This is a genomic window from Pseudomonas sp. P7759, assembly GCF_013386445.1.
GTDB lineage: Bacteria > Pseudomonadota > Gammaproteobacteria > Pseudomonadales > Pseudomonadaceae > Aquipseudomonas > Aquipseudomonas azotoformans_A.
In genome coordinates, this window is the sequence record NZ_JACART010000008.1 from 1 (window position 1) to 12,749 (window position 12,749).

The following is a 12,749-nucleotide window of genomic DNA, read 5'->3' on the forward strand; positions in this document are numbered from 1 at the left end:
TTCACAAACGCAATCACCTCACTGCCAATCACCAGTTCCAGCTCTTTGACCGAGCGGGTAGTGATCACGGATGTCACGATACCGGACGCAGTCTGCACGTCGATTTCCGACAGCACGTCGCCTTCGACGATTTCCTTGATGGTGCCTTTGAACTGGTTACGCACGTTGATCGCTTTAATAGTCATGTCGTTCTCTCTTCGTAGGACAAGTGAGTTATTGAGCCCAACGCAATTGCGTAGGCAGCGGTGAAACAGGTTCGGGTTCCGGTGGCGAGCCCGGCAGGGACAACACACGGTTGAGCACTTCCGCTTCCAGCGCAGCCAGGCGGTGTGAGCCCCGGGCGCGTGGGCGTGGCAGGTCGACGATCAAGTCCAAGCCGATTTCGCCGTCTTCGATCAGGATCACCCGGTCGGCAATCGCCACGGCTTCGCTGACGTCGTGAGTGACCAGCAACACGGTGAAGCCGTGCTTTTGCCAGAGGTTTTCGATCAGTTGCTGCATCTCGATACGGGTCAAGGCATCCAGCGCACCCAACGGCTCATCCAGCAGCAGCAAGCGCGGTTGGTGGATCAGCGCACGGGCCAGGGCCACGCGCTGCTTCTGCCCGCCGGACAGCGCCGCCGGCCATTCATTGGCGCGCTCGGCCAGGCCGACCGCTTCCAGGGCTTCCAAGGCACGGGGGCGCCAGTTGCCTTTAAGGCCCAGTCCGACGTTGTCGATAATCTTTTTCCAGGGCAGCAGGCGCGCCTCCTGGAACATCAACCGCGTGTCTTCAATCGCTTCGCTCAACGGCGCGGAACCGGCCAGCAGTTCGCCGCCGCTGGCCTTATCCAGGCCAGCGAGCAGGCGCAGCAAAGTACTTTTGCCGCAACCACTGCGCCCGACCACAGCCACGAATTGCCCGGCCGGGATGTGCAGGTCGATGTCCTTGAGCACTTCGCGCGCACCAAAGGCCTTACGCAGCTTGCGGACCGCCAGGGGAATGCCCTTGAGCAGGCGCGGGGGTTGTTGAGCTGTCATGCCGCACCTCCTTTATTCACTTGATACGCCGGATGCCAACGCAACCACACACGCTCCAGACCACGCGCCGCCAGATCGGCCAGCTTGCCGAGGATCGCGTACATGACAATGGCCAGTACCACCACGTCGGTTTGCAGGAATTCGCGGGCGTTCATCGCCAGGTAACCGATACCGGAACTGGCGGAGATGGTTTCCGCCACGATCAGCGTCAGCCACATGAAGCCCAAGGCAAAGCGCACGCCCACCAAAATCGATGGCAGCGCACCCGGCAGGATCACCTGGCGGAACAGGCTGAACCCGGACAAGCCGTAGCTGCGCGACATTTCCACCAGCGCCGGGTCGACGTTGCGGATGCCGTGGTAGGTGTTGAGGTAAATCGGAAACAGCGTGCCGAGGGCGACCAGGAAAATCTTCGCCGTCTCATCGATGCCAAACCACAGGATCACCAGCGGAATCAGCGCCAAATGCGGCACGTTGCGGATCATCTGCACCGAACTGTCCAGCAGGCGTTCGCCCCACTTCGACAGGCCGGTGATAAAGCCCAGGGCCAGGCCGATACTGCCGCCAATCACAAAACCCAGGCCCGCACGCCAGCCGCTGATGGCCAGGTGAGTCCAGATTTCGCCGCTGGCGACCAGATTGACCCCGGCTTCAATCACCGCACTCGGCGCCGGCAGAATGCGGGTCGACAACCAACCCGCCGACACCGACAACTGCCACACCGCCAGCAATAAGATCGGCAGCACCCAAGGCGCCACTCGATGACTCAATTTTTCATAGTTCATGGGCTGCCTCAGCTCGCCGACGCAGCTTTGGGAAGGATGTCGTTGGCGACCATTTCGCCGAACGGGCTGACGTAACCGGCGCTTTTCGGCAGCTCGGGACGTTCGATATCCAGGTGCGGGAACAGCAGCTCCGCGACGCGATACGACTCTTCCAGGTGTGGATAGCCGGAGAAGATAAACGTGTCGATGCCCAGCGCGGCGTACTCATTCACACGCGCCGCCACGGTTGGGCCATCGCCCACCAGCGCGGTGCCTGCACCGCCACGCACCAGGCCGACGCCGGCCCACAGGTTGGGGCTGACTTCCAGGTTGTCGCGGCTGCCGCCGTGCAACGCGGCCATGCGTTGCTGGCCTACCGAGTCAAAGCGCGACAACGAGGCCTGGGCGCGGGCGATGGTGTCGTCGTCCACATGGGAGATCAATTTGTCGGCGGCTTTCCATGCCTCCTCGTTGGTTTCACGGACGATCACATGCAAGCGAATGCCGAAGCGCAGGGTACGGCCGAGGTTCTCGGCCTTGGCCCGCACCTGTGCGATCTTTTCCGCAACGGCGGCAGGCGGCTCACCCCAGGTCAGCACCATTTCCACTTGTTCGGCCGCCAGGTCCTGGGCCGCCTCGGAAGAACCACCGAAATACAGCGGCGGACGCGGTTGCTGGATCGGCGGATACAGCAGCTTGGCGCCTTTGACGCTGATGTGTTCGCCGTCGTAATCCACGGTTTCACCTTCCAGCACACGGCGCCAGATGCGCGTGAATTCCACCGAGGCCTGATAGCGCTCTTCGTGGCTGAGGAATAAGCCATCGCCGGCCAATTCTTCCGGGTCACCCCCGGTGACCAGGTTGAACAAGGCACGGCCGCCGGACAGTCGGTCCAGGGTCGCGGCCTGACGCGCGGCCACCGTCGGGGAAATGATCCCGGGGCGCAGGGCGACCAAGAACTTCAGACGCTGGGTCACCGGGATCAGCGAGGCCGCCACCAGCCACGAGTCTTCGCAGGAGCGACCGGTAGGGATCAGCACCCCGCCGAAACCCAGGCGGTCAGCGGCCTGGGCCACTTGCTGCAGGTAACCGTGGTCAACGGCGCGAGCGCCTTCGGCGGTGCCAAGGTAATGGCCGTCGCCGTGGGTAGGCAGGAACCAGAAAATATTGAGGCTCATGGAGTTGTCTCCTGAAGAAGTCAGATTACGGCGCTTTGGCCACGGCGGCGGGGGGTGTCCAGATCACGTCCTTGATGTTCAAGGGCTTGGGGATCAATTTGAGCTGGTAGAAGCTGTCGGCGATTTTCTGCTGGGCGGCGACCACTTCCGGGGTCAGGAACAGCGCGCCGTAGCCTTGGCGTTTCACCGAGGTCAGGGTGATGTCGGCTGGCAGGCCGAGCAACGGTGCCACTTGTTCGGTGACTTCCTGCGGGTTGGCCTTGGACCATTCGCCCACGGCGCGCACTTCTTCGATCAGCGCCTTGACCACTTCCGGGTGTTTTTCAGCGTAGGGCTTGGTCGCCAGGTAAAACTGGTGGTTGTCAGCGATGCCGGTGCCGTCACGCAGAGTGCGGGCTTGCAGTTGTTTCTCGGCGGCGGCCTGGTACGGGTCCCAGATGACCCAGGCGTCCACGCTGCCACGCTCGAAGGCGGCACGCGCATCGGCGGGCGGCAGGAATACAGTCTGCACGTCGGTGTATTTCAGGCCGGCGTCTTCCAGGGCACGCACCAGCAGGTAGTGCACGTTGGAGCCTTTGTTCAGGACGACTTTCTTGCCCTTGAGCTCTGCCACGGATTTGATCGGTGAGTCTTTCGGTACCAGGATCGCTTCGCTGGTCGGTGCAGGTGGCTCGTAGGCGACGTAGAGCAAGTCGGCACCGGCGGCCTGTGCGAAGACGGGCGGGGTTTCGCCGGTCACGCCGAAGTCGATGGAGCCGACGTTCAGGCCTTCGAGCAATTGCGGGCCGCCAGGGAACTCGGTCCACTGCACGTTCACGCCTTGGGCAGCCAGGCGTTTTTCCAAGGTGCCTTTGGCTTTGAGCAGCACCAGCGTGCCGTACTTCTGGTAACCGATCCGCAGGGTCTCGGCGGCTTGGGCTTGAACAATGGCGCCGAAGGACACAGCCGCAGCAAACAGTGCGACCAGACCACGACGCAAGATGACAGTGCGCATGGCGCTCTCTCCAAATAATGCGTTTAGGGGGTTGGCTGCACCTGCTTGGCCGTTGGCGGCTGAGTAAGGTGAGTTTTTTACATTTCGGTGTGGCTTAAATGCTCCAGCGAGCACTCAACAAACGTTCATTCAACACATGGGGGTCCAGCGGTTTCGGGCGACGGGCCATGGCGCCGTAGAGCGTTTCCAGGGCTTCATGCAAACGGTGTTCAAGTACCGGCACCAGTTGCGCCTGGGCGCTGCCTTCGCCGTAGGCGATCTGGCTGTCTTCGGCAAAGATGCCGTGGAGCAATTCCTGGGCCTTCAGCGCCGACAGCACCGGCTTCAAGGCATAGTCCACCGCCAGCATGTGGGCGATGCTGCCACCGGTAGCCATCGGCAACACGATCTTGTGGGCCAGGGCGCGCTCGGGCAGCAAGTCCAACACGGTTTTCAGCGCGCCGGAGAACGAGGCCTTGTAGACCGGCGTGGCGATCACCAGGCCGTCAGCGTTAGCCACTTGCTGCAACAGGTCGATGACCTTGGGGCTGTCGAAGCGCGCATGCAGCAGGTCTTCAGCCGGGAAGTCCCGTATCTGGTAACTCACCACTTCTACGCCTTTGTCTTGCAACCACTGACGGGTTTTATCCAGCAACACCCCGGAGCGGGAACGCTGGCTGGGACTGCCTCCAAGTGTTACGACCAACATGCAGGAATTCCTTGAGCAGGTGTCGGCGGTTCGCTGTGTGGCGATGGCGCCAAGATGGAACAGACCTTATCAGCAGATTTATATATCTTTAAATCTTATTTTTTCATGTGTTTATTCTTTAAATGCATATACGAGATTTGAAATCGCAGGCGAAAAAAAAGGCCGTCGAAACGGCCTCAAAACCCCTGCTATGTGATCAGCGATTCGGTTGTGGCGTGAGTCGCAGGTACGGCTTCACCGCGCGATACCCCTTCGGAAAGCGTTTCTTGATTTCGTCCTCGTCCTTGAGCGACGGCACGATCACCACCTCATCACCGTCCTGCCAGTTGGCGGGTGTGGCGACCTTGTGGTTGTCGGTCAACTGCAACGAGTCGATGACCCGCAGGATTTCGTGGAAGTTGCGCCCGGTGCTGGCCGGGTAGGTGATGGTCAGGCGGATCTTCTTGTTCGGGTCGATCACGAACAAGGAACGCACCGTGAGGGTGTCACTGGCGTTGGGGTGGATCAGGTCGTACAGGTCGGACACTTTACGGTCGGCGTCGGCCAGGATCGGGAAGTTGACGATGGTGTTCTGGGTTTCGTTGATGTCTTCGATCCACTTGTGGTGCGAATCCACCGGGTCGACCGACAGGGCGATGGCCTTGACGCCACGCTGGGCGAATTCGTCCTTGAGCTTGGCGGTGAAACCCAGCTCGGTGGTGCACACCGGGGTGAAATCCGCTGGGTGGGAGAACAACACGCCCCAGCTATCGCCCAGCCATTCGTGGAAACGAATCTTGCCGGCGCTGGAATCCTGTTCGAAGTCGGGGGCGATATCGCCCAGTCTTAGGCTCATGGTGTGGCTCCTGGTGAGTGCTTATGGAGCCCACTGTGCATGGAATATGGATTATTTAAAAAGAATAAATATCGATTTATCTAGATGATAAAGGAATATTAAAAATCTGTTCATTGGACGTATCCGAAGGCGAGGAGCACCATCGTTTCCAAGGTTCGAGAAGGCCTTGAGACGCTGTACAAAGAGGGGTTCAGGAAGGGCTTGCGGGGGTTTAGCCCGACTTGAAAGCAAGACACCTTGCCCGGTGTTGCACCGGGCAAGGCTTTACGCAGTTACTTGAACGCGTAGGTGTAGCTAACGATGACGCGGTTTTCGTCCTGATCGCGCGCGGCGGCAACATCGTTGCGCCACATAGCGTTTTTCCAGGCCACGCCAACGTTTTTGAACAGGCCTTCTGGTACGACGTAGGCAACAGTGATGTCACGCTCCCACTCGGACTGGCCGGTGAACTCAGCGCGAGTGCTGTTGACGGTGTCGATGTCAGTACCTTTGAGGTACACAACACCAGCGGTCAGGCCAGGCACGCCAACCTTGGCGAAGTCGTAGGAGTAGCGAGCTTGCCAGGTACGTTCGCCAGCACGGGCGAACTTGGCGATCTGCATGTCAGTGGTCAGGTAAGCGGACGAACCGTCGCCTTGGTTCAACCAAGGGAAGTCGCTGCTACCGTTGCTGACTTGATAACCACCACCGAAGGTGTGACCGGCAACGGTGTACAGGAACAGACCGCTGTACAGGTTGTTATCAACCTTGCCGCGACCGGAGTTCACACCGCTGTAGTTGCCCGACGAGAAGTAGGCGGATTCGTTACCGTTCTTACCGTCGTCGGAGCTGTTGAAGTAACGCAGGTCAGACTTCAGCACGCCCGGGCCGATTGCCCAGTTGTGAGTCAGGCCCAGGAAGTGTTGCTTGTAGAAATCTTCCAGATTGCCGTAGTAGTACTGTGCGGTCAGATCCTTGGTGATCTTGTAGTCACCACCGGCATAGTAGAACTTGTTGCTGTCACGCCAGCTGGCGCCACGGGAGTTGGCACCCGAGATCGACAGGTTGTCGACGTTGCTGGAGTTACGACCTTTGGCTTTTTCGATCTGACCCGCAACCAGCGTCAGGTCTTTGTTGAGATCGTTGGTAGTGATCTGGCCACCTTGGAAGGTCTGCGGCAGCAGACGACCATCGTTGGTCACGATAACCGGCAGTTTAGGCTGCAGGGTACCCAGCTTCAGTTCAGTCTGGGAGATCTTGGCTTTGGCAGTCAGGCCCAGGCTCGAGTAGTTATCAACGGCTTCGCCATTGGACTTGCTCGGGAACACAGTGCCGCCGTAGGAGGAAGCAGTGGCGCCGTTGGTGCCGCCGCCGGAATCCAGGCGAACGCCCAGCAGGCCGATAGCGTCAAGACCAAAGCCTACGGTGCCTTGGGTGTAACCGGAGATGAAACGCAGGTCGAAGCCTTGGCCCCACTCTTCCTGCTTGCTCTGAACACCGGCGCGCTTGTTGGCAGCAGTGCCAGCAGCCGAGTCACGGTTGTCAGTGTTGATGTAAAAGTTACGCAGACCCAGTGTTACTTTGCTGTCATCGATGAAACCGGCAGCGCCTGCTTGCTGGGCGATTGCGCCCAAAGCTACAGCCAAAGCCAAGGTGGACTTCTTCATGTACCGCTCCTCTCATTTCTAATTTTTGTATTTCTTTGGTCTCGGGTCTGACGCCCTCGATCCACAGATGCGCGATTAGCGCCAGATAGTGACTACCAAGTCAATCGTAACCTTGTGTGTCTACTACCTTCGTCTAATCGCAGTTGATTTGGTCCCTGCAGGGTAATGAGTTTTTCATACACCCAAAAAGAATTGTTTCATTCTTTTTCATACGATTTGGGAATAAGGCTTTTTATGATGCGGACGCGTCAGGGTAGACGAACCGCTCCATAAGCTAATTCCTAAAGGGTATTTGTTAGCGCTTTTTTAGATCGATTAGTGTGGCCGTACTGTTGCATACGTCACCCACGATCAAAAAGGCGACGCCATCATGGCCAAACGCACATCCTCCCGTCAATTTGTTACAGTTTTTGTGTCACTAATACTTTCTTTTGGTGTCAAAGCCGCCGATTTAACCGTCGGCTACCAAACCGGCATTGACCCCAGCAAAGTCCCACAGGCCGACGGCCTCTATGAGAAGGCCATCGGTGAAAAAATCGCCTGGCGCCGGTTCAACAGTGGGCCGGAGGTCGTCACCGCCATTGCCTCCGGCGATGTGCAGATCGGCAACCTCGGTTCCAGCCCCCTTGCGGCGGCGGCTTCACGGAATCTACCCATCGTTGCGTTCATCGTATCGGCGCAGATCAATACTTCTGAAGCTCTGGTGGTGCGCAACGGCAGCGGTATCGACAAACCCGAAGACCTGATCGGCAAAACCATCGCCACGCCCTTCGTCTCTACCTCTCATTACAGCCTGCTCGGTGCGCTGCAGCACTGGGGCCTGGACACCAAACAAGTCAAGGTGGTGAACCTGCAGCCAGCCGAAATTGCCGCCGCGTGGAAACGCGGCGATATCGACGGTGCCTTCGTGTGGTCGCCGGCCCTGGGCGAAATCCGCAAGACCGGCAAGACCCTGACAGACGCGGCCCAGGTGGGTCAGTGGGGCGCGCCGACATTTGAAGTGTGGGTGGCGCGCAAGGATTTCGCGGAAAAACATCCTGACGTAGTGGCCAAATTTGCCAAGGTCACCCTGGATTCGTTTGCCGAGTATGCGGCCCATAAAGACGGTTGGACGGTGGATTCCGAGCCGGTGCAGAAAATCGCGAAACTGACAGGTTCGAATGCTGCCGACATCCCGGAGCTGTTGGCCGGCACCACCTTCCCGGATGCGCAGGCACAGCAAACTGATGCGCTGCTTAAAGGCGGCACGGCGAAGGCGATTGGGGAGACGGCGAAGTTCTTGAAGGAACAGGGAAAGGTTGAAGCGGTGTTGCCGGACTACTCAGCGTTCGTGACCGACAAATTCATCAGCCAGTAAGCAGATCGAATGTGGGAGCGGGCTTGCTCGCGAATGCGGTGTATCAGTCACACATGTACCGACTGACAGTCCGCATTCGCGAGCAAGCCCGCTCCCACATTTAGACCTATTGTGCTTCTGAAACCCGGTTTAGAGGGCCTTCTCGAAAATCTTCGAATTACGCTGATAGTTGTACAGCGACGCCCGCGCCGACGGCAGACGATCCACGCTGCTCGGCACAAACCCCCGCTCACGGAACCAGTGGGCGGTGCGGGTAGTGAGCACAAACAAGGTCTTCAACCCCTGCGCACGGGCACGGGCCTGGATACGTTCCAGCAACACATCACCTCGCGCGCCATGACGGTATTCCGGGTTCACCGCCAGGCATGCCAGCTCACCTGCGTCCGAATCCGCGATCTGGTACAGCGCCGCGCAAGCGATGATCATGCCTTCGCGTTCCACCACGCTGAACTGCTCGATCTCACGCTCCAGCACTTCCCGCGAACGGCGCACCAGGATGCCCTGCTCTTCCAACGGGCTGATCAGGTCGAGCAAACCGCCGACGTCTTCAATCGCGGCTTCGCGCACCTGCTCGAATTGTTCCTGGGCTACCAGCGTACCGCCACCGTCGCGGGTGAACAGTTCGGTGAGCAAGGCGCCGTCTTCGGCGTAGCTGACAATATGACTGCGCCCTACGCCACCCCGGCACGCTTCGGCGGCCGCATCGAGTAATTCAGCCTGATAGTTGCTGCTGCCCAGGCGTTGCAAGTGAGCCGGCACTTGTTGTGGACGCAGCTCACGGACCAGGCGACCGTTTTCATCGATCAGGCCCATGTCGGCGCCAAACAGCAACAGCTTGTCGGCACCCAGGTCGATGGCCGCGCGGGTGGCGACGTCTTCGCAGGCCAGGTTGAAGATCTCGCCGGTCGGCGAGTAACCCAACGGCGACAGCAACACGATGGAGCGTTCGTCCAACAGGCGGTTGATACCCTTGCGATCGACGCGGCGCACTTCGCCGGTGTGGTGGTAGTCCACGCCGTCCAATACGCCGATAGGGCGTGCGGTCACGAAATTACCGCTGGTTACCCGCAGGCGCGAGCCCTGCATCGGCGACGAGGCCATGTCCATCGACAGGCGCGCTTCAATGGCGATGCGCAGGTGGCCGACCGCGTCGATCACACACTCCAGCGTCGCCGCGTCAGTGATGCGCATGCCTTCGTGATAAGTCGGGATCAGGCCACGTGCTTCAAGGCGCACTTCAATCTGTGGCCGCGAACCGTGGACCAGCACCAAGCGCACGCCCAGGCTGTGCAGCAGCACCAAGTCGTGGACGATATTGCCGAAGTTGGGATGCTCTACACCGTCGCCAGGCAGCATGACCACAAAGGTGCAGTCGCGGTGGGCGTTGATGTAAGGGGACGCGTGACGAAGCCAATTAACATAGTCGGGCATAAAACCTGGGCCTGTAATAAAAAGCAGCCGAAAAAGGATGAATCGTGAAAGCGCACAGCGGGCTGATGGTTATCGTCGGAACAGGCTTGGCGACACGCTCACTCTCCTTTCTATGTACGAACAGGTTGGGGTTAATTTATGCAGGTTTCAGGCAGTAATGTTCGATCAGTTGCCGCAATAGACGCACTGTAGGCGTCAAGCGTGACATTTCGAGGTACTCGCCCGGTTGGTGGGCACAGGCGATGTCGCCAGGGCCGAGCACCAGGGTTTCGCATCCAAGGCGCTGAAGATAAGGCGCTTCGGTGCCGAACGCTACTGCTTCGGCACGATGGCCGGTCAATCGTTCCGCTACCCGCACCAGTTCGGCATCTTCGGGTTGCTCGAAAGGTGGCACCTCGGGGAACAGCGGCGCGTAATCGATCTTGACCTGATGGCGCTCGGCCAAGGGCACGAGCTTCTGCCGGATAGCGTCGCGCAGTACTTGCGGGTCCATGCCCGGCAGCGGCCGCAGGTCGAACTCCAGGGAACACTGGCCGCAGATGCGGTTGGGGTTGTCGCCACCGTGGATGCAGCCAAAATTCAGGGTCGGCTGCGGCACGCTGAATTGCGGGTTGCGGTATTCGCGCTGCCAGGCCAGGCGCAAGCCACGCAGTTCGCCAATGGCGTCGTGCATGGCCTCAAGGGCGCTGTGGCCCAGGCTGGGATCCGACGAATGGCCGCTTTGGCCGAGGATGTCGATGCGCTCCATCATTACGCCTTTGTGCAGGCGGATCGGTTTGAGCCCGGTCGGCTCGCCAATCACCGCTGCGCGGCCCAGCGGGCGCCCCGCTTCGGCCAATGCGCGGGCGCCGGACATGGAGCTTTCTTCATCGCAGGTAGCGAGGATCAGCAGCGGCTGCTTGAACGGCTGATCCAGCAGCGGCAGCACCGCCTCGATGGCCAGGGCGAAAAAGCCTTTCATGTCGCAACTGCCCAATCCTACCCAACGGCCGTCGACTTCCGTCAGCTTGAGCGGATCGGTCTTCCACAGTGCGGCGTCATAGGGCACGGTATCGCTATGGCCCGCCAGCACCAGCCCGCCGGGGCCGCTGCCGTAACTGGCCAGGAGGTTGAACTTGCCGGGGCTGACGTGTTGGATGTCGATGGCAAAACCCAGGTCGCCCAGCCAACTGGCGAGCAAGTCGATCACCGGGCGGTTGGTCTGGTCGAGAGAGGCCTGGGTGCAACTGACCGACGGCGCTGCAATCAGCGCGGCGAACTGCTCTTTCATGGACGGTAATGGCATGCGCGGCCTCTCGACTTCCCGGATGAGCCCCACTATAGAGCCATCTGCACGACACAATAAACCGTTGCGGCACGTTGCCGGGCTCAGTCCTGTACACTGCACGACCTTGGCAGCCACTCTTTTCCCCGGCTGCGCTCCCGATCCTGGATGTACCGGCCATGCAAAAAGAAACTGAAATCAAGCTTCGCGTCAGCCGCGAGACCCTCGCCGCGCTGCGTGAGCACCCGCTGCTGAAAAAACGCAACAAAAGTGGCTGGGAACGCCGTGAGTTGATGAACCAGTATTTCGACACCCCCGAGCGCGACCTGGCCCAGGCCAAAGTTGCCCTGCGCCTGCGCAAGGACGGTGACGACATCATCCAGACCCTCAAGACCCGTGGCCAAAGCGTCGCCGGCTTGTCGGAACGCAACGAGTACAACTGGGAATTGCCCAAAGCAAAGCTCGACGTGAAGAAACTCGACGGCGAATGCTGGCCCGAGCAACTGGCCGAGCTGGACAAAAAGACCCTCAAGCCGATCTTCACCACCGACTTCGTGCGTGAACGCGCCGAAATCGCCTGGGGCCGTGGCAAGGCCAAGGTGGTCATCGAAGCCGCCCTGGACCTGGGCCACGTGGTGGTCGGCAAGCAAAAAGAAGAAATCTGCGAGCTGGAACTGGAACTGCGTGAAGGCGAACCGGCTGCACTGCTGGAACTGGCCGCCGAACTGGCCGCCACCCTGGCCCTGATGCCGTGCGATATCAGCAAGGCTGAGCGCGGCTACCGCCTGTACGACGCCAGCAGCTATTCCCTGAGCCTGCCGGCGCCGCAGATCCACGCAGAAATGCCGCTGGACGATGCCTTCGCCGCCATCATGTGGCACCTGCTGGGCAGCAGCCAACGCCTGGCCGAGCAATACCGCTTCAATGGCCACTGGCGCCTCCTGCAAGACTGGGTCGACAACCTCGGCGAACTGCGCGCCCTGATCGGCAGCCTCGGCCAAGCCGCGCCGCGCCAATCCACCAGCGAACTGCGTAGCGCACTGGATGCCCTGTTGGAAGACTGGCGCCCATTGGTACAAGCCGGTGACGACGACGAAGACATTCGCAAAGCCGCACCGGAACAATTCGCCGAAGAACTGGAAGACGTGCGTTGGGGCCTGTTCTCATTGAACGCTTCGCGCTGGCTGATGGCCCATACCTGGACCGCCGACCGCAACGTGCGTGGCAACCGCCAGGGCGCTGCACAAATCACCAACTGGCTGCCACGCTTGCTGGCCGACGACGCCGTCGCCCTGCAACTGCCGCGTTACCAGCAACAACCGGAAGACCTGGCCGAGCAACTGCCGCGCATCGAACGCATCCAAGCCTGGCTGCACCATGCGCGTCAGGTGGTCGACATTCCGGAGCTGGACCGTCTGTACGGCGAACTGAACAAGTTGGCACAACTGGCCAACCAGCCGATCACCGATGAGTCGCTGGATGCGCGGATGCATCAAGCGATTGCGGTGTACCAGAACCGTGCGTGGAAAACTCTGCTGCGCCTGTAAATAAACTGTGGCGAGGGAGCTTGCT

The 12,749-nt window shown here is 60.0% G+C and carries 12 protein-coding genes; 2 read left to right on the plus strand and 10 right to left on the minus strand.

The genetic code is table 11. The features are described from left to right. From HX823_RS10800 to HX823_RS10835, 8 genes are all read right to left on the minus strand, one after another. On the minus strand, positions 1-185 hold a 185-nt coding region (locus tag HX823_RS10800; RefSeq protein WP_177074864.1), incomplete at its 3' end, for a molybdopterin-binding protein. A 28-nt stretch (positions 186-213) separates the two neighbouring features. Next, positions 214-1,020, minus strand: coding sequence for an aliphatic sulfonates ABC transporter ATP-binding protein (gene ssuB / locus HX823_RS10805; RefSeq protein ID WP_038850710.1), 807 nt, complete (start codon positions 1,018-1,020; stop codon positions 214-216). Then, the gene (ssuC, locus tag HX823_RS10810; protein ID WP_038850711.1) at positions 1,017-1,805 is read right to left on the minus strand and encodes an aliphatic sulfonate ABC transporter permease SsuC; all 789 of its coding nucleotides are present in this window, start codon (positions 1,803-1,805) and stop codon (positions 1,017-1,019) included. The genes ssuB and ssuC overlap by 4 nt, the downstream gene beginning before the upstream one ends. A gap of 8 nt (positions 1,806-1,813) precedes the next feature. Further along, complete coding sequence (gene ssuD / locus HX823_RS10815; protein ID WP_133075504.1) at positions 1,814-2,962, minus strand: FMNH2-dependent alkanesulfonate monooxygenase; 1,149 nt, start codon at positions 2,960-2,962, stop codon at positions 1,814-1,816. Between the two features lie 25 nt (positions 2,963-2,987). Beyond that, complete coding sequence (locus HX823_RS10820) at positions 2,988-3,956, minus strand: sulfonate ABC transporter substrate-binding protein (protein ID WP_177074865.1); 969 nt, start codon at positions 3,954-3,956, stop codon at positions 2,988-2,990. A gap of 94 nt (positions 3,957-4,050) precedes the next feature. Then, positions 4,051-4,644, minus strand: a complete 594-nt coding sequence (ssuE, locus tag HX823_RS10825; RefSeq protein ID WP_015886424.1) for an NADPH-dependent FMN reductase — start codon at positions 4,642-4,644, stop codon at positions 4,051-4,053. 196 nt (positions 4,645-4,840) lie between these two features. Beyond that, positions 4,841-5,479 (minus strand): peroxiredoxin, encoded by a 639-nt coding sequence (locus tag HX823_RS10830; RefSeq protein WP_038850715.1) that lies wholly within the window; start codon positions 5,477-5,479, stop codon positions 4,841-4,843. 272 nt (positions 5,480-5,751) lie between these two features. After that, on the minus strand, positions 5,752-7,125 hold the full coding sequence (locus HX823_RS10835; protein ID WP_038850717.1) for an OprD family porin: 1,374 nt from the start codon (positions 7,123-7,125) through the stop codon (positions 5,752-5,754). 370 nt (positions 7,126-7,495) lie between these two features. Here HX823_RS10835 and tauA point away from each other — a divergent pair, with 370 nt between their 5' ends. Beyond that, on the plus strand, positions 7,496-8,482 hold the full coding sequence (gene tauA / locus HX823_RS10840; RefSeq protein WP_177074866.1) for a taurine ABC transporter substrate-binding protein: 987 nt from the start codon (positions 7,496-7,498) through the stop codon (positions 8,480-8,482). A 129-nt stretch (positions 8,483-8,611) separates the two neighbouring features. Here the strand turns inward: tauA and argA are convergent, their stop codons facing one another. Next, complete coding sequence (gene argA / locus HX823_RS10845; RefSeq protein WP_016978985.1) at positions 8,612-9,913, minus strand: amino-acid N-acetyltransferase; 1,302 nt, start codon at positions 9,911-9,913, stop codon at positions 8,612-8,614. Positions 9,914-10,049: 136 nt separating this feature from the next. Next, the gene (gene argE / locus HX823_RS10850) at positions 10,050-11,198 is read right to left on the minus strand and encodes an acetylornithine deacetylase (RefSeq protein ID WP_038843135.1); all 1,149 of its coding nucleotides are present in this window, start codon (positions 11,196-11,198) and stop codon (positions 10,050-10,052) included. A gap of 158 nt (positions 11,199-11,356) precedes the next feature. Between argE and HX823_RS10855 the strand changes: the two genes are divergently transcribed. Further along, complete coding sequence (locus HX823_RS10855; protein ID WP_177074867.1) at positions 11,357-12,724, plus strand: inorganic triphosphatase; 1,368 nt, start codon at positions 11,357-11,359, stop codon at positions 12,722-12,724. The last annotated feature ends 25 nt before the right edge of the window (positions 12,725-12,749 follow it).

Coding starts and splice junctions, on each gene's coding strand:
- HX823_RS10830 (WP_038850715.1), bottom strand. CDS start 5,479: ATGAGCCTAAGACTGGGCGATATCGCCCCCGACTTCGAACAGGATTCC.
- ssuD (WP_133075504.1), bottom strand. CDS start 2,962: ATGAGCCTCAATATTTTCTGGTTCCTGCCTACCCACGGCGACGGCCAT.
- argA (WP_016978985.1), bottom strand. CDS start 9,913: ATGCCCGACTATGTTAATTGGCTTCGTCACGCGTCCCCTTACATCAAC.
- argE (WP_038843135.1), bottom strand. CDS start 11,198: ATGCCATTACCGTCCATGAAAGAGCAGTTCGCCGCGCTGATTGCAGCG.
- HX823_RS10855 (WP_177074867.1), top strand. CDS start 11,357: ATGCAAAAAGAAACTGAAATCAAGCTTCGCGTCAGCCGCGAGACCCTC.
- ssuB (WP_038850710.1), bottom strand. CDS start 1,020: ATGACAGCTCAACAACCCCCGCGCCTGCTCAAGGGCATTCCCCTGGCG.
- HX823_RS10820 (WP_177074865.1), bottom strand. CDS start 3,956: ATGCGCACTGTCATCTTGCGTCGTGGTCTGGTCGCACTGTTTGCTGCG.
- ssuE (WP_015886424.1), bottom strand. CDS start 4,644: ATGTTGGTCGTAACACTTGGAGGCAGTCCCAGCCAGCGTTCCCGCTCC.
- HX823_RS10835 (WP_038850717.1), bottom strand. CDS start 7,125: ATGAAGAAGTCCACCTTGGCTTTGGCTGTAGCTTTGGGCGCAATCGCC.
- tauA (WP_177074866.1), top strand. CDS start 7,496: ATGGCCAAACGCACATCCTCCCGTCAATTTGTTACAGTTTTTGTGTCA.
- ssuC (WP_038850711.1), bottom strand. CDS start 1,805: ATGAACTATGAAAAATTGAGTCATCGAGTGGCGCCTTGGGTGCTGCCG.